This is a genomic window from Roseateles saccharophilus, assembly GCF_004342485.1.
GTDB lineage: Bacteria > Pseudomonadota > Gammaproteobacteria > Burkholderiales > Burkholderiaceae_C > Pelomonas > Pelomonas saccharophila.
The window spans coordinates 1-18,996 of the sequence record NZ_SMBU01000062.1 but is presented as its reverse complement, the minus strand read 5'-3'; the positions used below and the strand labels follow the sequence as shown (position 1 = coordinate 18,996).

Genomic DNA, 18,996 nt, shown 5'->3' with positions numbered 1-18,996 from the left:
GGCCGGCGGTGTTGGCGGCACGCCGCGGCGCGCACGCTGTCCCGCGATGTCCTCGAGCAGGGTGTCGGCCAGTAGGGCGTCGAACAGCACGGCCTCCCTCACGCCGTCGCAGCAGAAAGCGTGCGGGTCTTTGCCACGGCCGCGAGCATCTGGCGCACCCCTTCCGCATACGGTGTCTTGCGAATCGGCCCGATCAGGCGCTGCAGCGCCGAGTCGTCCATGAGCAGCGGCTCGGTCATCAGGTAGTTCATCTCTACCATCTCGCGCATGAAGGGGTTGAACAGGCCAATCAGGCGCAGCATCGTCTTGCCCGCGACGCGCAGCTTGAGCTTCGCGCCGGTCTGCCGTTCCATCTCCGAAACCAGTTCGCGCTGGGTTGTGACGCCCGCGCCCGCGATGTGCCAAATCCTGCCGAAGGCAGCGGGGGTTTCGACGAGCCGCGCGACCACCGGCCCCACGTCCGGCACGAAGACGAATTCGTGCGGACGGTCGAGCGGGCCGACCATGTCGGCCGTGCCGCCGTTCACCGCCGCCAGCGCGGCGCGGTGCAGCAGGCTGGCCTCGACGCCGGGGCCGTAGAAGTCCGGCAGGCGCAGTACGGTGGCGCGGATGCGGCCGTCGGCTTGGGCCTGCATCAGCAGGTCCTCCTGAGCCTTGCGCATGCGGCCCTTGAAGGTATGCGGCTCGCGCGGATGGTCTTCGCTCACCGGATTGGATTGGGCGCGGCCGTAGGGGTAGACGGTGCCAATCAGGATGATGTGCTTGACCCCTGCGGCCAGCGCGCCCTCCAGCGTCTTGCGCATCAGGTCCGGGTGCAGCTCGAACTGCCAGTAGTTCACGCCCACCATGTAGACCAGCGTGTCCACGTCCTCGGCGGCGGCACGCACCGAGGCCGGCGAGTCCGGGTTCCAGGTGACAATTTCTGCCAGCGGATCGGCGCCGAAGGCCTTGCGCAGACTGCCTTCGTTGCGCCCGACGACGCGGTACGGGCGGCCATTGCGGCCGAGCGCGGCGGCGATGCTTGGACCGATGACGCCAGCGGCGCCGAACAGTGCGACTTTGGACATGATGGTTCTCCTTGCGGTGGGAGGTTCAGAGGGACAACTTGCGCAGAGCGGCGACCAGCGAGGTCGTGCGCCCAAGGATTTCCTGCAGATAGCCGTCCAGCACGGGCTGGATCGGTACCCGCAACCACGCTTCAAACGCCGACATGGCGATGGCAAAGGCAGCCGCGCCGAGGAACCTGGCCTGCACCGCCAACTGGCAGTCGGTGGGCGAGGATTGGGCAATGGCGGCTGAATTCATCGTGGTCTCCGTGGCGTAGCTCTGCTGCGTGTGACCGCAGTTTGCAGATCGGATGCCAAAATGAAAATTGCCTAGAATTGGCTAGAAGCTATAGGAATTTGCATACCGTGGCCGACAGCGAACCGAACTGGGAGTGGTATCGAAGCTTTCTTCAGGTGCTGGAGACAGGCTCGCTGTCCGCCGCCGGCCGGGCGCTGGGCCTGACGCAGCCGACCGTGGGTCGGCACATCGACAGCCTGGAGTCCGCCCTGGGGCTCAAGCTCTTCACCCGCTCTTTCGACGGCTTCGCGCCCACGGACGCTGCGCAGGAGCTGCAGCCCTATGCCGCCAGCATCGCCGCCACGGCAGCGGCCCTGCGCCGGGCGGCCAGCAGCCACGGCTCAGGCGTTCGCGGCACGGTGCGGCTGACGGCCAGCGAGGTCATCGGCGTCGAAGTCCTGCCGCCCATCCTCGCGGCGCTGCAAGCGGAGCACCCGGAGCTGGTCATCGAGCTGATGCTGTCCAACCGCGCCGACGACCTGCTGCACCGCGAGGCCGACATCGCGGTGCGCATGTTTCAGCCGGTGCAGGAGGCGCTGGTGGTCAAGCGCGTCGGCGGGATCGAGCTCGGCCTGCACGCCCACGAGCGCTACCTGGCGGCCCGCGGCGTGCCCCGGTCGATGGCCGCCTTGGCCCGCCACGCCGTCATCGGTTTCGACCACGAGAACGCCTACATTCGCCGGCTTCAGGAGAAGGTGCCGGCGTTCTCGCGGGACCGCTTCGCGTTCAGGGCGGACAGCGACCTTGCGCAGCTGGGGGCGATCCGCGCGGGCATCGGCATCGGCATTTGCCAGTCGGCCCTGGCCGCCAGGGACAGGCGGCTGGTTCGCGTCCTGCGCAGCCAGTTCTCGCTGACGATGGAAACGTGGATCGCCATGCACGAAGACCTGCGCGGCAGCGCGCGCTGCTCGGTCACGTTCGCGGCACTTGCGGTAGGGTTGGCGGCCTATGTGAACGGCGTGTAGGGTGATGCTCCCAGACAATGACGGCGAGCAACTCGCCCGGGCGCATGGTGGCGATGGGTCGGGAGCACTCGAGGAGGGGGCCGCATTGCCGAGCGTCCGACTTCGGTTTCAAGCGATCCTTTGGCTTGGTCAACCTGAACCAACGCGGGTACTCGAGATGGTCCACGCGTACTGGCGCACATGATCAAAACCGTCGGCATCCGTAGGCTGCGAGCCCGTTGCGCATTCCGGAGCTGTTGAGCACCCGTTCCGACAAGGTGAGCACTTGGTCCGGCGTTCATGATCACCAGCGGATTGAGACGACTCATGGCTTGAGACTTTTCCTTCAGGTGGTAGAGGCTGTGGGCACGTTGGCGAAGGCCAAAGCGGTGGGCAACTGCACGCCGTTGTCCACGGCTGAGACTGGTGCACCAAAGGTGCATGTCCACATGGCCACAGCCTGCAGGGCGCGCAGCGCCCGGCCCCTCAGGGTTGATTTGCAGCCTCGGCGAAGGCATTCCAGGGCGGGCGAGGCGGCCTCACGGCGGTTAAGGATCAGCAGCAAGCTGCCCAGTTTCGAGGCAGCCTCAGGTTCGCCAGTTGCCGACAACGACTTAGGCGAGGTCCAGGCGGCTTATCAACAGGGTTGCCCACGGTTTGCAGGGACAACGTCGTTGCCTGCCAAAACGGTCTGGACCCTGACCAGGGCGTCGCGGGCGCCACGTTGACGTGCTTGCACTCGCAGGAACGAGTCATCCGCCGTATGCGGATAGCTGTCCAAGGTGCCTTCAAGCGCCGCGATCCAGCTCACCAGGCAGCTGTCGATGAGCTGGTAGGCCGAAGCACGATCATGCTGCTCGGCCGACATGAACACGTCCAACAATGGGCTTACCGGAAACCCCTCCAGTGCGGGCGCGAGCCGCTCCAACTCCTGCAACAGCAAGGCGGGTGCGGCGCCATCTGATGGGCTTTCCGTCGCGTTGTCGTTCATGGGGCGAGTCGTGCGCGTCTGTACAACAATCTAGGCGTCATCGGGAGCGAGGTCTATCCCTGCATCCCGTCCAGGGCGCTCGCGTAAACCCCGGTACCGCCCCATTTCGAGGGTCGCTTGGGCGCAGGTCTATCAGGGCCGCACTGATCAGGCGTAACCATCGGTCCCGAACGTCCACTGGAAGAAAAGACCCCCGCCGGCCTGCGCCGACAGGGGTGAATCCACCGGAGGCGGTGGAGGAGACAAGCGAAGCAGGCAACTCAAATGTTGCAGCGCAGCATACAAAATCCTGAGAGGAGCGCAAGGCCTATGACGCACGTCCAACTGCGGCCTCACCGTTGGTGCGCAGCGTGTTCGACTCACCTGTATGGCCCCCTGTTCGGTGCTGACAGCAAGCCGGCCGGGATCGTGTCCCAGTTTCGCCGTGCATCGCCGCACATCGGTGTTCACAACAGTGGCGCGCATGGCTTCTGCGATTCCTGCTCTACACGGCAGCGCCTTCCGCCTGACGCTGCCAGAGCTGTGCGTACAGGCCATCCCGGGCCAGGAGGTCCAGGTGCGTGCCTCGCTCACGGATCCGTCCTCGATCGAGCACGATGATCTCGTCGGCGTGCATCACGGTCGACAGACGATGGGCGACGATCAGCGTTGTTGAGCCCTCGGAGGCATGCCGCAATGCGAGCAAGACGCCCGCTTCCGACCGGCTGTCCAGCATCGACGTGGGCTCATCCAGCAGTAGCAGCGTCGGCCTACTTCAACCGAGCCAGAGCCACGTTGTGCGAGCAGATGGCAGCGTCGCGGAAGAGAGATGAAGATCGGCAACTCCTCGGAACGCCGATCAGGCTGATCCTCGACGAGCTCAAGAAGCTGTCGAAGCGGCGCGCACCGGAACGTCAGGGTCTCGGGTCCAGGCTCGCCTGAACGGCCGCCCTGTCAAGAAGTCGTCGTCGAGGTGTCGGGCCCCGTTGCGCCGCAAATGGCCGCAGCGCACTACACACAGCTTGGTGACGCAGCGCTGCTCCACGAGGCACAAGACTGGATCCCATCCGTTGCAGATCGGGCCGTCAGTTCATCCAACACGTCAGGTATCGAGGCTACTTCAGTCAAGCCGATGAGGACCGGCCCTTGCTTTGCAAGCATCAACGCCAAATCCTTTGCCGGAACGGGCCGGCTCAAGAAGTAGCCCTGTATCTCGTCGCAGCCCCAATCACGCAGCAACTCGAGTTGCTCGGCGTTCTCCACCCCTTCGGCAATGACAGCCAACTTCAAGCTGTGGCCGAGCGAGATGATGGTCTGCGCGATGACGGCACTGTCGGGGTGCGAGGCAGCTTTGGCCACAAAGGATTGGTCGATCTTGAGGCGATCCAGCGCAAGGCGCTGCAAATGACAGAGCGAGGAAAATCCGGTGCCGAAGTCGTCGAGCGACACGGTGACCCCCAGGCTCTTGAGTCGTTCGGTCGAATGCACGAAGGCCTCGGCGTCGGCCATCACAGCGCTCTCAGTGAGCTCGAGTTCCAGCGCCTCGGGCGGCAACCCTGAATCGCGCAGCGCTTGGCCCGCCATCGAGACCACATCCTGTGTTTCGAACTGCCGGACTGACAGGTTCACCGCCACCGTCAGCGCTGGCAGGCCCTGGGCGCGCCAGGCCTGGTTCTGGCGGCAGGCCTCGCGAAGGACCCACTCGCCTATCCCGGCGATGATGCCGAGTTCCTCGGCCAGGGGGATGAATTCGGACGGCGGAACGAGGCCGTGGCCTGGGCGAAGCCAACGCACCAGCGCTTCTGCACCGATCAGTTTCCCGGTACGCAGACTGAGCTGGGGCTGGTAGTGCAACAGCAACTCGCCCCGCTCGACGGCATGGCGCAAGGCAGCGGCCATTTCCAGGCGTTCGATCGAGCGTGCGTTCATGTCGGTCGAGTAGAAGCAGAAGGTGCCTCCACCGGCTGTCTTGGCACGATAGGCTGCGGCCGACGCGTTGCGCAGCAGTTCGTCAGGGTCGCAGCCGTCGCGCGGAAACACGGCAACGCCGACGCTGACCGAGAGGAAGACTTCGTGTCCGGCGTGCTCGTAGGCGCAGGCGAAGCCGTCGATCACCTGCTGCGGGAGGCGCAGCCCGTCCCGACCTTCGTAGCAGCCCAACAGCGCGAACTCGTCGCCGTCCAGTCGCGCCAACGTGTCGCCAGTTCGCAAGTTCGACGCGAGCCGCTGGGCCACCTGCCGGAGCAATTCGTCGCCGCAGTTGCGTCCCAGGCTGTCGTTGATGTCCTTGAACCGGTTCAAAGAGACCAGCAGCAACGCGACCTCGCAGCCGTCTCTCCGGCATCGGGCGGTGGCCTGCGCGATGCGGTCGTTGAGCAGGTTGCGGTTGGGCAGACCGGTCAGATCGTCGTAGTTGGAGCGTCGCTCGAGCTGCTCCTGGTAGCGCAGGCGATCGCTGATGTCGGCAAAGCACACCACCACGCCGACGCGCAGCTCGCCGCGCCGCACTGGCATGGCCGTGTACTCGACGGGTAGCGGCTTCCCATCCCTGCGCCAGAAAGTATCGCGCGCAGTCCTGTAGGGCACGCCGCTCGTCATGGCCGCGTGGATCGGGCATTCGGCCGGCGGGAAGTTGCCGCCGGCCTGGCGGTCGTGTCGAGCGGTGAAGTTGGCGGCGCGCCCCAGCAGAGCCGACCGTTCGTAGCCAAGCAGCTGCGCCGCGGCCGGGTTGATGAAGCTCACTCGCCCGGCCATATCGATGCCAAAGATGCCTTCGCCTGCTGCTGTCAGGATCAGCTCATTCTCGGCAGCGCGGCGTGTGATTTCCTCCTCGAGCACCGCATTCTGGTTGCGCAGCAGGTCACGCGCGCGCTTGAGGTCGATCTGGGCTTGCACGCGCGCCAGCACGATGGCAGGTCGCACCGGTTTGGCGATGTAGTCGACGGCCCCCAGATCCAGGCCACGCTCTTCATCCTCGGTGCCGCCCATGGCGGTCAGGAATATGACGGGGATGTCGTGCCACTCGCGTCGGTTCTGCATCTGCAGCAGCACCGCATAGCCGTCGATCTCGGGCATCAACACGTCGAGCAGGATGAGATCGGGCCGGTCACCTCGCTCGAGCATGTCGAGTGCGCGCTGACCGCCGTTGGCCACTTGAACCTGGTAGCGCGACGAAAGCAGCTCGCCGAGTACGCGCAGAATTTCTGGACTGTCGTCCACCACGAGGACGATTGGCCGCGCCAGCGTTGCATCAGGACTCACGCGAATTCTCCCCAGTCTGTCTGTGCGCCGCGCAGGTCACGCAATGCGGCCAGCGCCACCGGCATGTTGAAGGTCGCGACCGCATTGCCAATGCGTTCGAGCAACGCTGGACTCAGGACCGCGGCCAGCCGCACACGTTCGGCCTGGAACAGACGTTCTGCGCGCGGGTCGTCAGCGGCAAGCAGGGCCTCGAATTCGGCCAGCAGATCGGCAGGGCGCACCGCGCGGTCGGAGGGCTGTCGCGTCACCGGCCAAGCCGAGATCGCCTGCGCGAGCTCGGACCAGACCCCGACGAGGTTCGCTGCGAGACCGGCTTCGTTGGTGTCGACCGGTGCGGCAATGCCTTGAGGGGTTCGGTCCTCGCGCAGCGCTGCCTCCAGTGCCGCCGCGGCTTCTTGCAGCCGATACAAGCCCAGCGTGCCGGTCGATCCCTTGAGCGTGTGGGCCAGGATGCGCACGGCCTCGCGCTTGCCCGCAGCCAGGCTTTCCTCCAGAGCCGTGATGGTGGTGGTGCGTTCCATGACCATCTGGCGCAGCAACTGCGCAAGCCGGGTGGGTGAGGTCGTGGCGCGCAGGCCCTGGGCGAGGTTCATCCCGGGCAATCGGGAGAGAGTCTCGGTCCAGGCCGGCTCCTGGAGCGCCTCCCGAGAGCCGACCGCAGGCTTGGTCTCTACCGTTGGTTCCAGATGTGACGGGAGCCAGCGCAGCAGGGCCGCGTAGAGCAATTCGGGATCGATGGGCTTGGCAATGAAATCGTCCATGCCAGCATCCAGGCAGCGCTCGCGGTCCTCCTGGAAGGCATTGGCCGTCATGGCCAGTATCGGGGCGTCGGCATAGCCCGGCAGCGCGCGGATGTGGTGGCAGGCGGTCAAGCCGTCCATCTCGGGCATCTGAATGTCGAGCAGGATCAAATCGTAGGACTGCCGAGCAGCCATGCTCAGGGCGGAGCAGCCGTCTGCTGCCAGATCTGGTCTGATGCCGGCATTGCACAGCATCCCGTTGACGACTTCTTGGTTGAGGGGGTCGTCCTCGGCCACCAGCACTCGCGCGCCGGGAGCGTGATGGCGTAACGTGGCCTCGGCCGTGTGCGTTGGGGCCACGGGGCTGATCAGCTCGGCATGACCGCGTCCAAGGCGTGCGGTGAACCAGAAGGTGCTGCCTTCGCCCAAGCGGCTTTCGACACCGACTACGCCTCCCATCAGGGTTGCGAGTCGCTGCGTGATGGCCAGACCCAGGCCTGTGCCGCCGAAGCGCCGTGTGGTGGAGGCATCGGCCTGCTGGAACGGTTGGAACAGCAGGGGCTGCTGTTCTGGCGCGATGCCGATGCCGGTGTCCTGCACTTCGAAGCGCACGTCCAGGCCTTGCTCATCCTCGTCGAGCAAAGCCGCGCGCAGCACCACCTTGCCGTGCTGGGTGAACTTCACCGCATTGCCGACCAGATTGACCAGGGCCTGCCGCAGCCGCGTGGGGTCCCCGCGCAAGTATTCGGGCACGTTGCCGCGATCGAGCTCGATGCGCAGGCCCTTGGAGCGGGCATGCTCTGCGACCAGGTGGTGCACGCGGTCGAAAACGGCGTGGAGCGCGAAGTCGGTGTCTTCGAGCGTGAGCCGGCCCGCCTCGATCTTCGACAGATCGAGGATGTCGTTGATGATGGCCAGCAGGTGACTGCTCGCATCAAGCACCTTGTCCAGGCGATCGGCCTGTTGGGCCGACGCCGGGGCGCGGCGCAGGAGATGGGTGAGGCCGAGAATTGCGTTCATCGGCGTGCGGATCTCGTGGCTCATATTGGCCAGGAAGCTGCTTTTGGCGCGACTGGCTGTCTCGGCCGCATCCTTGGCATGCACGAGGGCAGCTTCGGCAGCCTTGCGCTCGCGGATGTCGGTGACGAAGGCGATGATGCGGCCGGCCTCGGCTTCGCCGTCGGGTAAGAGGTAGAGCGTCATTTCGACGGGGATGCTCTGGCCGTCTTTGGCCCGCCCCAGCGCCTCGAAACGCAGCTGGCCCTGCGTCTTCAACGCCGAGATGGTCTCGCGCATGCGATCGACATCGCTGAATTCCGGCGCGATGTCGGCGACCCTGAGGCCCAGCAACTCCTCGACCGAGTAGCCGAGGAAGCCCGCGCCGTGGCGGTTGGAATAGACGAATTTTCCGGTCCGCACATCGACCCACTGGATGCCGATGCCCACGCAGTCCATCGCGAACTGCGTGGCCTGCAACTGCTTGTGGGCCGTGCGCAGGTCAGCTGTGCGCTGCTCGACAAGTTCCTCGAGGTGGTGCCGGTACTGCTCCAGTTCAGCCGCTGCACGGCGCTTCTCGCTCACATCCTCCTGCACCGCCACGTAATGCGTGACGCTGCCGTCAGCCTGCCGGATCGGTGCCACGGTGGCGAGCTCGATGTAGTCGCTGCCGTCTTTGCGCCGGTTGATCATCTCGCCCGTCCACGGCAGCCCCTGAGCCAGCACGGCCTGCATTTGCGAATAGGTTGCGGGCGGTGTGCGGCCCGACTGCAGCAGGCTGGGGCGTAAACCCTGCACTTCGTCCAGGGAATATCCGGTGTGGCTGGTGAAGGCCGCATTCACGTATTCGATGCGTTCTTCCCTGTCGGTGATGATGATGCTGAGCGGGCTCTGCTCGACCGCCATGGAGACTTGCCGCAGGCGGTTCTCGCTCTCCGCCAGCGCACGTGTCTTTTCGCGGATGGGGCGCAGATCGGAAAAGCTGGTGATGAAACCGATGTGGCGGCCTTCCAGGTCGTACAGCGTTGCGCAGGACAGATACACCGGAATCTGTTCGCCCGATTTGGCCTGCCGAACGGCTTCGTCCGACCAGTGGCGGGCGCGCGTTGCCGCATCGCTGACCTGCTTGCGCTGCTGTTGCAAGCCTTTGGTGTCGTCGGGGGGGATCAGCATCAGCGAGTCCTTGCCGATCAACTCGCCCTTCGACCAGCCGAACAATCTCGTGAAGGCCGCGTTGACGAAGACAAAGTGCATGGATGCGTCAACCAGCACGGTCGGCTGAGCCGACTGCTCGAGCGCCTCGGCCAGTCGGTGGCGCTCTTCTTCTGCGTTCTTGCGTGCGCTGATGTCCTCGATGGCGAGGATGACGCCGCGAACATCGCCCTCCCGGTCGCGCCAGGGCCGCACCTCCCATTTCAGCCACTGGATGCTGCCGTCCCTGAGTTCGAAACGATCCTCCTCGGCGCGTACGACCTCACCCAGCAGGCCGCGCTGGTGCGCGGCGCGCCACGCCGGCCCGATTTCGGGGAAGACTTCGTAATGCGAGCGGCCAATCAAGGCTTGGCCTTGCAGGCCATAGGTTTCGATCCAGCGCTCGCTGGCCGACAGATAACGCATGTCGGCGTCGAACATGGCCAGGGCCGCTGGTGCATGCCGGATGAACAGGTTCAGACGTTCCTCGCTGATGCGCAGCTTGGCTTCGGCTTCCTTCTGCGGCGTTACGACATCGAAGATGGCAGTGAATTCGTCGGTCCGCGTGCTGAACACCGACACCGAGAACCAGTTCTGCAGGGGTTCCACGAAGCTCTCGAAGCGCTCGAAGGCACCGCCACGCGCGACGCGTCCGTAGATCTCGAACAAGTCGGGGCTGGCCTCGAGAAGGCCTGGAATGAGTTCGCTGACGCGTTTGCCAACGGCTCCGTATAGGCCGCAGAGCGTCTCGAAGGCCGGGTTCACGGCCAGGTAGATGAAGTCGATGGGGCGGCCTGCGGCGTCGTACTCCATGCGGCAATGCGCGTACCCGTTGAGCATGTGTTCGAACAGCGAGCGGTACAAGGCCTCGCTGTCTCGCAGGGCTTGGGCGGTCCGCTGACGTTCCGTGATGTCGGTGGCAATGCCACCGATGGCCTCGATGTTTCCGTTGGCATCGTTCAACGGGAATTTGACCGACAGGTAGGTGTGAAGGGTGCCGTCAGTTGGGACGTTTTCCTCAAACTCCGTCGCCTGTCCGCTCTCGACGACGCTGCGGTCGGCAGCGGTAGACCGCTCTGCGAAGTCAGCTGGGAAGAGATCGAAATCGGTCTTGCCGGGCACCTGGCTGGCGTCCAGATGAAAGAGTTCGGCAAAGCGCCGGTTGATCATCTGGTAGCGGCCTTCGACGTCCTTGATGAAGATGACCGCGGGGGAGTTGTCGATCACGGCCCGAAGCAGTGTTTGTTGGCGTTGCGCTTGGACCTCGGCCTGACGCATGGCGCTAAGGTCCCGCTGGACATAGCTCACCAGATCGCGGCCCCTCTCGTCCTGGAACACGACGGCGGAAACCTCCATGGGGAAGATGCTTCCGTCGGCGCGCCGGCCCGTAACTCGGCGCGGAAGCTGCCGACGCGATCACGCTCCTCCAGCGCCGCCGCGAAGCGCGGGTCGCTCGTATCGATCACCCCAGCCTGACCGACACGGCGCAGCGTGGCCTCGCCGCGCCCGAACATGCGCTGCGCGACGTGATTGGCGGCCAGGATCTCACCCTCAGGTGTACCGATCAGGACCCCCTCGAGCGCGTTGTCGAACAGAGCGCGAAAGCGCAGATCTCCCAGGCGCATCGCTTCGGCGGCCGCGCGCCAGCTCACCAGTTGCTGCATGCGGCGACTGAACAAGCTGAATGCCAAGCCTGTTCCCAGGAAGACCGTCACCGAAAAAAGATCGGTGAGATCGCGCGGCTGCAAACCGGCGTGTCCGTGGATGAACACGGTCCAGACCAGGAGGGAGGACAGCAAGGTTGCGACGATCCCCCCACCCAGGCCGCCGAGTAGCGCAGCCACGAAGGTGGCCGGGTAGAAGAGGAACCAGACGTAGGGGCGCAGGACGGCCCAGAGCAACCACTGCAAGGCGCAGGCACCCAGTGGCAGCAGCAACGGCGTGGCAAGCGACAGCCGCCTGCGCCAGGCGGGCAGCTCACCGACCGCGGGCGCAGGCCGCGCAGACGATTTCATGGTCCTCCCTAATCGGCGCCGGCAGATCCTCGACGATATGCAATGGAGTTGCCGTTAGGGATGATTTAGATCAAGTCCGGGACCGGCGGCCGGCTGAGCATGGGCGCCCGCCCAGAGCGCGCTCGGGGTCTTTGCCGAAGCGGAATGGCGGTAGGCGCTAACGAGGCATGCGTGGCGCCTGGCATTGATCGTGATGGGCGACGTGCCCTGATCCACCAGGTACAACTAAAAGCGGCGCAGGTCCTCGACTCTGGCGTTGTAGGGCGAACGCTTGAGGAAGGCCGCCAGCTTCGTGACCGCGCGCAGATATGCGTCGCGAGTCTTGGGTTCGAGCTTGCGCATGCGCATGTCGTCGATCATGCGTTGGCGCAGCGGCGAGACGGCTTCGGACGATGGCTTCATGGTCCTGCTCCTGTTGAAGAGCGAGGCGGGTTTCAACACGTTCGTGTCAGCGATAGCATCCGGACGGTCAGTTGCATCGGGTGGTCTTGGTCACGAGGCCTGGAGACCGCGTAGCCCTCCGCCAAACGCTGACCCGTTGCTCCGGTGCACATGGCCCGGCCTGCGACGGCTGCGGAAAACTGTCGACTAATGCCTTCCACGCGCCTGGCCTGCCTGACGAGCCTGACCGCAGCGCTGCTTGCCGGCGCCGTGCGGGCGGACGTGGGTGCGACGCTGTCGCTGCAAACCGACTCGCGCGACCGGGGCCTGTCCTACAGCGGCAACCGCCCGAGCGCGCAACTCGGCCTCACCTGGGACGGCGACGCCGGCGGCTATGCCGGTGCGCTGCTGACGCACGCCCGCTTCGATGCCGAGCACCAGGGGGCCTGGCTGCGCGTCTACGGCGGTCGCGTCGTCGCGCTTCGGCCAGGCCTGGACGGCGAAGTCGGGCTGCTGTGGAACCGCTTCGAGAGCCTGTCGCAATACGACTTCGCCGAGGTCTATGCCGGCCTGCTCGGCGAGCGCTGGAGCCTGCGCCTGCACCACTCGCCCAACTACTACGGCAGCGGCCAGCGCAGCGTCTATGGCGAGTTCAACCTGCGCTGGCCGTTGGGCCCGGAGGTGGCGGCATTTGGCCATGCCGGCGTGCTGCGCGGGCGCGGCGCGGCGCTGCCGGCCTATGTCGAGCCGCATGGCCCGACGCGCATCGACCTGCGCGCGGGCCTGTCCTGGCAGCTGGGGCGTGGCTGCGAACTCCAGCTCGGCTGGGTCACGGCCAGCCGCGGCGGGCCTTACACCTGGACGGATGCGACGCGGCGGCAAGCGCTCGTGCTCGGCTTCAATGCCGGCTTTTGAAACCTCGACTCGCCTTTGAACCTGTCAGTCGTGGGGCGGCACTCACTGTCAATTGAGTGTGACGAAAGGTCGGCAATGCGGGTTTCGATAGGGATTTGGGGCGCTTTGGTTGCCTTGGTGGCGGCGATTGGCGGCTGCGGCGGCGGCAGCGGCGTCGGGCTGGACGCAAACGGTCGCCCTCTGGGCGAGGGCGCCGACCCGAGCGGGCCGATGACAGCAAGCTTCGGCTCGATCCAGTCCCATGTGTTCACGCCGATCTGCACAGCCTGCCATGCAGGCGGCGCGGCACCTCAGGGCTTGAGACTGGATGCGAACAACAGCTTCGCGATGCTGGTGAACGTCGCGAGCGCCGAAGCGCCGTCCGTCAAGCGAGTGGCGCCAGGCGATGCGGCCAACAGCTACATCATTCAGAAGCTTGAAGGGCATGCAGCGGTAGGCGCGCGCATGCCCTTCGGCGGCCCCTATCTTGATGCCAACACCATCGGTCTGATTCGCCAATGGATTGACAACGGAGCGCAGAAATGAGGGCGGCTCGACTGGTGCTGGGCCTGGCTCTGGCCTGTCTACTCTGCGCGGCGGCCCGTGCCGAGCCCTATCTCGCCATCCGCTCGGGGCTCAAGTGCGTCGCCTGCCATGTGAACCCGACCGGTGGCGGTCTGCGCAATGCCGTGGGCAACGCGTTCGCGCAGAACGTGATCCCGGCCAACGCGCTGCCCGGGATGCTAGAGGGCTGGAACGGTTCGCTGCTCGACGACCGTCTGAGACTTGGCGGCGACGCGCGCAGCGCCTCGACGCGCACCTCGGTCGCGGGCCGGCCCGCCACCACTGTCGGCGGAACCGAACAGACGCGGCTCTACGGCGATGTGCAGCTCATCAAGGGCTACCTCGGCGCCTACGTCGACGAGCAGGTGGCGCCTGGCAAGGCCGAACGTCAGGAGGCCTATGTGCGACTGCAGACACCGGCTCTAGGCTGGTATGCCAAGGCCGGCCAGTTCTACCTGCCCTTTGGCTGGCGGCTGCAAGACAACTTCGCCTTCGTACGCCAGCTCAGCGGCGTCAACATGACCGTGCCCGACAAGGGCCTGGAGATCGGGCAAGAGAGTGACGAATGGTCCATCCAGTTCGTTCGCAGCAACGGCCCAGGCAACAAGGGCGACACGACTGGCCACCAGACCACGGCCCAGGCGATCTGGATGCAGCCTTGGGGGCGTCTGGGCGCGGCTACCGCCCAGGTCACGTCGACAGCCGGCAACCGCCAGGCCTACGGTTTGTTTGCCGGTACGACGACGGGGCCTGTAGCCTGGCTGGGCGAGATCGACTTTGTCAGCGATGCCGGCTATCCCGAGGGGAAGCGGCGCCAGCTCGCGACGCTGTTGGAGGCCAACTGGCTGGTGCGACAGGGCCACAACCTGAAGCTGACCAGCGAATACCTCGACCCCGACCGGCGCGTGCCCAACGACAACAAGGTGCGCTACAGCTTGGTCTACGAGTACACGCCCTTTGCCTTCGCGCAACTGCGCGCGGGCTATCGGCGCTACGGTGGCATTCCGCAGAACGCGGTAGACAACCGGCGGCAGAGCTTCGTCGAGCTGCATGGACTCTTCTAGCGTCATCTGGTGGTCGGGCGCTGAACTGGCCGAGCCGCTGGCCCGCCTGCCGCTGGCTACGCTCTATCTGACCGAGCGCTGCAATTCGCGCTGCGTGAGCTGCGACTATTGGCGGCATGGTCGGCGCGACATGGATCTCGAGACTGTCGAGCGTCTGTTGCCCGACCTGGTCGATCTGGGTACCGAAGTCATCCTGATTTCGGGGGGGGAGCCGCTGCTGCATCCGCATTGGGCCGCCATCGCGACCCACCTGCGTGCCCGCGGGCTCAGGCTTTGGCTGCTCACGGCCGGCCTCGCGCTGGCCCGCCACGCCGCCGAGGTTGCACGTCACTTCGAGCAGGTGACGGTGTCGCTGGACGGCAGCACGGCGGCGAGCTATGCCGCCATCCGCGGCCTAGACGCCTTCGAAGTCGTCTGCGCCGGTATCCGCGGCGCGTTGCGTGAGGGTTTGACGGTAGGGCTACGCGTCACCGTACAGCGCGGCAATGCAGGCGAGCTGTCGGATCTCGTTCGGCTTGCGCGCGAGTTGGGTGTTGCGAGCATTTCCTTCCTTGCCGCGGATGTCGGCCATGTCGAGGCGTTCGGCCGCCACGGTGCACCGGTCGATGGCGTCCAGCTGCGCCCCGACGACCTGCCCATGCTGGCCCGGTCGCTCGCGGTGCTGGAGCATGAACATGGCGACGACTTCGCGAGCGGCTTCATCGCGGAAACGCCGGCCAAGCTGCGACGCATCCTGAGCCACTACCGCGCGCTCCTCGGCCTGGGTGAGCCGCCTCCGGTCCATTGCAACGCGCCCGAGTTCTCGGCCGTTGTCGAAGCCAATGGCGCTGTGCGGCCTTGCTTCTTCATCGCTGGCGTGGGTGGACTCGGGGAGTCCGGCCTCGCCGCCGCGCTGAACTCGCCCGCCCAGCGAAGACTGCGCTCGGACATCCGTGCGGGGCGGCGGCCCGAGTGCCTGCACTGTGTCTGTTCGAAGTGGTTTGTGGCATGAGCGCAGCCCAACCGCCTGGAGACCGTGTGACCGCCGCGACGGCCAGCCAAGCACGCAATGCCAAGGATGCGGCGGTGAGCGCGTTCGCCAATATCGAGGCCTACGACCTCTGGGCCAACTCCTACCCGCCGCTGCCGCACAACCCGTTGATGCGCGCCGAGCAGGCGGCGCTGCTTGGGCTCTTGCCCGAGGTGCGCGGCTGCCGTGCGCTGGACCTCGCCTGCGGTAGCGGCCGCTATGCCCTGCTGCTGCAAGAGCGCGGCGCGCGCTGCGTCGTCGGCTGCGACCTGTCGGCGGGCATGCTGGCAAGGGCGCCGCTCGCACACCGTGTGCGCGCCGACATGTCCCGGCTGCCTTTTGCAGCGGCGAGTTTCGACATCGTCGTCTGCGGGCTAGCCGTCGGCCACGCGGCCGACCTGGACGTTTGGATGACGGAGGTTGCACGCGTGCTCGCACCGGGCGGTGCCCTGGTCTACTCCGACTTCCATCCCGACGCCGCGCGCGCCGGCATGACCCGCAGCTTCACCGACGCGGCCGGCCAGCGCCACGAACTCCAGCATGCCCTGCATGATCTCGAGGCCCACATCGCGGCCGCCTGGCGCGCCGGTCTGGCGCTGGATGCCAGCCGGGAGCTGCATGTCGGCAAAGAGCTGAATGAGCCGTTCTCGGGGAGCGAGGCCTTCTACGCCCGCTGGGACGGTCTGGCTGTCGTGCTGGCCCTGCGGCTGATCAAGCCATGAGGCTCAATCTTGTCAATGCTGTCGACGCGGGTGGCCAGCCGCTGCGCTTGAGCATCGAAGGTGCCCACATCGCGGCGACAGCGGTGGCGGGTCCCAGCCTCGACATGGCCGGCGCCCGCCTGCTGCCCGGGCTCGTCAATGCCCACGACCACCTCCAGCTCAATGCAGCGCTGCCGCGCTTGAAGTTCCGGGCAAGTTATCGCAACGCGTCTGAGTGGATTGCCGACGTCACGCCGCGTATCTCGCGCGACCCGTGCTTGCTTGAGCATCGTGCCGCGCCGCGCGCGCAGCGGTCCTTCATGGGGGGCTTGAAGAACCTGCTCAGTGGCGTGACGACGGTGGCCCACCATGACCCTAGGGGGGCCGAGCTGGACATTCCGGGTTTTCCCGTCGATGTGCCCGAACTGGGAGGCTGGTCGCATTCACTTGCCATGGACGGCGAGGTGGCAGTGCGCGAATCGCGTCGTGCTGCGCGGCCCGACAAGCCTTGGATCATCCACGCGGCAGAAGGCATCGATGGCGCCGCGGCGCAGGAGTTCGATCGCCTCGAAGCCCTGGGCTGCATCGCGCCGGGGACGCTGCTCGTTCATGGCCTGGGCCTCACCGCCGCCCAGCAGCGTCGCCTCATCGACGCCGGTGCGGGGCTGGTCTGGTGCCCCGGCTCCAACCTGCACATGTTCGGCAGCACTCTGGATCCCGAGCTCATGTTCGCCGCCGGGCGTTTGGCCCTGGGCAGCGACTCGCGCATCAGTGGCGAACGGGACCTTCTGGCCGAGCTGGCCCTGGCGCGCGAGCTGACCGGCTGGGGCGCCCCACGGCTCGAATCCTGGGTGACCGAAGACGCCGCACGGCTGCTCGGCCTGCGGGACCGCGGGCGGCTCGAGGTCGGCCTGCGTGCCGACCTGATCGCGCTGCCGCCCGAGCTGCCGCTGGCGGATGCGGCGCGGGCCGATCTGCGACTGGTCGTCGTCGCCGGCCGGCCGCTGTATGCCGACGCGCAACTTGGTGCGGCGCTCGGCCTGGCACCCGTGATTGTGGATGGACAACCCAAGGCGTTGGCGCGTCATCTGGTGGCTGCGCTCAGGGCGACGCGGCTGCAGGAACCTGGGCTGGATCTCGTCGACCACTCCGAGGAGGCCATGGCATGACCCTGCCGCGCGTGCTGCTGATCAACCCGCGTATCACTTCGAACGCGCGTTTCCCGTTGGCCGTCATGCATCTCGCCGCGGCGCTGAGAGGGCGCTACGAAGCTCGCATCCTGGACGGCAATCTCGACCGGCAGCTGCCGCAGACCGCCGCGGCCGCAGTGCGTGAAGGTGGCTATGCGGCCGTGGGCGTCAGCGTGATGGGCGGGCCGCAGCTGCCGGCGGCGCTGGCCGTTTCAAGGGCGGTACGCGCGGCCGCGCCGGGTCTGCCCATCATCTGGGGCGGCTACTTCCCGACGCTGTGCCCGGATGCGGCATTGAACAGCGACTGCATGGACTACGCGCTGCGTGGCCAGGGCGAGCAGGGTTTCATGGAACTGCTGGAAGCCTTGCGCCAAGGCGACCCTGGACTGTCGCAGATCGGCGGACTGTCCTGGCGCGGTGCCGGCGGGGTGGTTCACAACCCGGACCGTGCTTTCTCGAGCGCGCCGCTCAGCCTGGACGTGAGCTACGACGAGGTCGATGAGCCCCAGCGCTACTTATCGACTACCTATCTGGGGCGCCGCACGACCGGCTATCAGGCCGCGCTGGGTTGCCGCTACCGCTGCACCTTCTGCGGCGTGGCGGCCATGTTCCGCGGCAAGACGGCACTGCCCGAAGCGCAGCGCCTGGAGCGTGATCTACGCGGCTTGCGGTCGCGCTTCGGGGCCGACTCGGTGCAGTTCTACGACCACAACTTCTTCGATCGCGAGGTCGACATGCAGCCCCTGCTGGAGGTGCTGGCCAGGCTCGGCCTGCCCTGGTGGTGCTATGCGCGCGCCGATGCATTGCTCGGGCTTTCGCCGTCTTCCTGGGCGCTGGTGCGTCGCAGCCAGCTGCGCATGGCCTACATCGGTGCGGAATCGTCGAGCGACACGGTGCTGCGCGACATGCGCAAGGGCACGCGTTCCGATCAGACGCTGGAGGTCGTCGAGGCCTGCCGCCGCCATGGCGTCGTGCCCGAGCTGTCCTTCATGCTGGCGCCGCCCCACGACCCCGAGGGCGAGACGGAGAAGACCTTCGCCTTCATCCGCCAGGTCAAGAGGTTGCATCCGGGCGCCGAGATCATGCTGCACGTTCACACGCCGCTGCCACCGAGGCGGCTGGGTGAAGGGCGCTGGACACCGCGTGATCCGAGCCTGCCTCGCGGCTTCGTCTTTCCGGACAGTGCCGACGGCTGGGCCCAAAAGAGCTGGGTGGACTACTGGTGCCACAAGGACGCCCCCTGGCTCAGCCCGGCACTGCGCCAGCGTATCCACGACTTCCGTACCGTGCTGGGCTGCCGCTTTCCGACGCTGACCGACATTCGTGCGCCGCGCTGGCAGAAGGCGGCCTTGAGAGCGGCGTCGGCCTGGCGCTACCGACTCGGCCGTTACGACCAGCCACACGAGCTGCGCTGGCTGGAGCGCACGGTGAAGCTGTGGGATCCGCAGCGCCATGGGCTTTGAACGCAGGCGCCATGTTTCGCGTCGCGCAGACCAACCTCCCTATGGGGGGCCACGCGGCGCCGAATACGCGCAGAGGCATGACTCCTGATTCAGCTCGGCATGGCAGCGTGCCGGGCCGTCCCACATCTCGCTCAATGCCGCGGTTCGAGCGAAGTTCCGATAGAAGCGCCGAGCTGTTGGCGGCGGTCAGGAAACGCTCTTATTCGGCGGTGAGACGGCGGTTTTGGCCATGACCAGGCACTACGGCGCTCCCCAGGTCAGTATTCGAT

15 protein-coding genes and 1 pseudogene are annotated in these 18,996 nt (G+C 66.3%); 8 read left to right on the top strand and 8 right to left on the bottom strand.

The features are described 5' to 3' along the window. Window positions 1-98: 98 nt before the first annotated feature. Window positions 99-1,067 carry an NAD-dependent epimerase/dehydratase family protein gene (locus EV671_RS25425; RefSeq protein WP_132576713.1) on the bottom strand — a complete coding sequence of 323 codons (969 nt, stop codon included), beginning with the start codon at window positions 1,065-1,067 and terminating at the stop codon, window positions 99-101. 25 nt (window positions 1,068-1,092) lie between these two features. Further along, window positions 1,093-1,305 carry a hypothetical protein gene (locus tag EV671_RS25420; protein WP_132576712.1) on the bottom strand — a complete coding sequence of 71 codons (213 nt, stop codon included), beginning with the start codon at window positions 1,303-1,305 and terminating at the stop codon, window positions 1,093-1,095. 107 nt (window positions 1,306-1,412) lie between these two features. Between EV671_RS25420 and EV671_RS25415 the strand changes: the two genes are divergently transcribed. Continuing rightward, window positions 1,413-2,309 carry a LysR family transcriptional regulator gene (locus EV671_RS25415; RefSeq protein WP_132576711.1) on the top strand — a complete coding sequence of 299 codons (897 nt, stop codon included), beginning with the start codon at window positions 1,413-1,415 and terminating at the stop codon, window positions 2,307-2,309. Between the two features lie 616 nt (window positions 2,310-2,925). Here the strand turns inward: EV671_RS25415 and EV671_RS25410 are convergent. The 6 genes and pseudogenes from EV671_RS25410 to EV671_RS25385 form a co-directional block, all read right to left on the bottom strand. Then, window positions 2,926-3,279 (bottom strand): hypothetical protein, encoded by a 354-nt coding sequence (locus tag EV671_RS25410; protein WP_132576710.1) that lies wholly within the window; start codon window positions 3,277-3,279, stop codon window positions 2,926-2,928. Window positions 3,280-3,763: 484 nt separating this feature from the next. Beyond that, on the bottom strand, window positions 3,764-3,994 hold the full coding sequence (locus EV671_RS25405; RefSeq protein ID WP_132576709.1) for a hypothetical protein: 231 nt from the start codon (window positions 3,992-3,994) through the stop codon (window positions 3,764-3,766). A gap of 275 nt (window positions 3,995-4,269) precedes the next feature. Next, window positions 4,270-6,519: a putative bifunctional diguanylate cyclase/phosphodiesterase gene (locus tag EV671_RS25400; RefSeq protein WP_132576708.1), complete on the bottom strand. Its 2,250-nt coding sequence runs from the start codon at window positions 6,517-6,519 to the stop codon at window positions 4,270-4,272. Beyond that, a complete protein-coding gene (locus tag EV671_RS25395) occupies window positions 6,516-10,802 on the bottom strand; it encodes a PAS domain-containing hybrid sensor histidine kinase/response regulator (RefSeq protein ID WP_132576707.1) in 4,287 nt (1,428 codons plus the stop codon). Before EV671_RS25395 ends, EV671_RS25400 begins: the two co-directional genes overlap by 4 nt. Then, window positions 10,751-11,461: a DUF4118 domain-containing protein gene (locus EV671_RS25390; protein ID WP_132576706.1), complete on the bottom strand. Its 711-nt coding sequence runs from the start codon at window positions 11,459-11,461 to the stop codon at window positions 10,751-10,753. The genes EV671_RS25395 and EV671_RS25390 overlap by 52 nt, the downstream gene beginning before the upstream one ends. Before the next feature lie 228 nt (window positions 11,462-11,689). Next, window positions 11,690-11,863: pseudogene (locus EV671_RS25385) on the bottom strand (phage integrase N-terminal SAM-like domain-containing protein); the annotation flags it as partial. A gap of 189 nt (window positions 11,864-12,052) precedes the next feature. Between EV671_RS25385 and EV671_RS25380 the strand changes: the two are divergent. From EV671_RS25380 to EV671_RS25350, 7 genes are all read left to right on the top strand, one after another. Continuing rightward, window positions 12,053-12,757 (top strand): TorF family putative porin, encoded by a 705-nt coding sequence (locus EV671_RS25380; protein ID WP_165917729.1) that lies wholly within the window; start codon window positions 12,053-12,055, stop codon window positions 12,755-12,757. 75 nt (window positions 12,758-12,832) lie between these two features. Further along, window positions 12,833-13,282 carry a hypothetical protein gene (locus EV671_RS25375; protein WP_132576703.1) on the top strand — a complete coding sequence of 150 codons (450 nt, stop codon included), beginning with the start codon at window positions 12,833-12,835 and terminating at the stop codon, window positions 13,280-13,282. Then, window positions 13,279-14,364: a hypothetical protein gene (locus tag EV671_RS25370; RefSeq protein ID WP_132576702.1), complete on the top strand. Its 1,086-nt coding sequence runs from the start codon at window positions 13,279-13,281 to the stop codon at window positions 14,362-14,364. The genes EV671_RS25375 and EV671_RS25370 overlap by 4 nt, the downstream gene beginning before the upstream one ends. Continuing rightward, the gene (locus EV671_RS25365) at window positions 14,351-15,355 is read left to right on the top strand and encodes a radical SAM protein (RefSeq protein ID WP_132576701.1); all 1,005 of its coding nucleotides are present in this window, start codon (window positions 14,351-14,353) and stop codon (window positions 15,353-15,355) included. Before EV671_RS25370 ends, EV671_RS25365 begins: the two co-directional genes overlap by 14 nt. A 26-nt stretch (window positions 15,356-15,381) precedes the next feature. After that, the gene (locus EV671_RS25360) at window positions 15,382-16,095 is read left to right on the top strand and encodes a class I SAM-dependent methyltransferase (protein WP_165917728.1); all 714 of its coding nucleotides are present in this window, start codon (window positions 15,382-15,384) and stop codon (window positions 16,093-16,095) included. After that, window positions 16,092-17,243 carry an amidohydrolase family protein gene (locus EV671_RS25355; protein WP_132576699.1) on the top strand — a complete coding sequence of 384 codons (1,152 nt, stop codon included), beginning with the start codon at window positions 16,092-16,094 and terminating at the stop codon, window positions 17,241-17,243. Before EV671_RS25360 ends, EV671_RS25355 begins: the two co-directional genes overlap by 4 nt. After that, a complete protein-coding gene (locus tag EV671_RS25350) occupies window positions 17,240-18,727 on the top strand; it encodes a B12-binding domain-containing radical SAM protein (protein WP_132576698.1) in 1,488 nt (495 codons plus the stop codon). Before EV671_RS25355 ends, EV671_RS25350 begins: the two co-directional genes overlap by 4 nt. Window positions 18,728-18,996 lie beyond the last annotated feature (269 nt).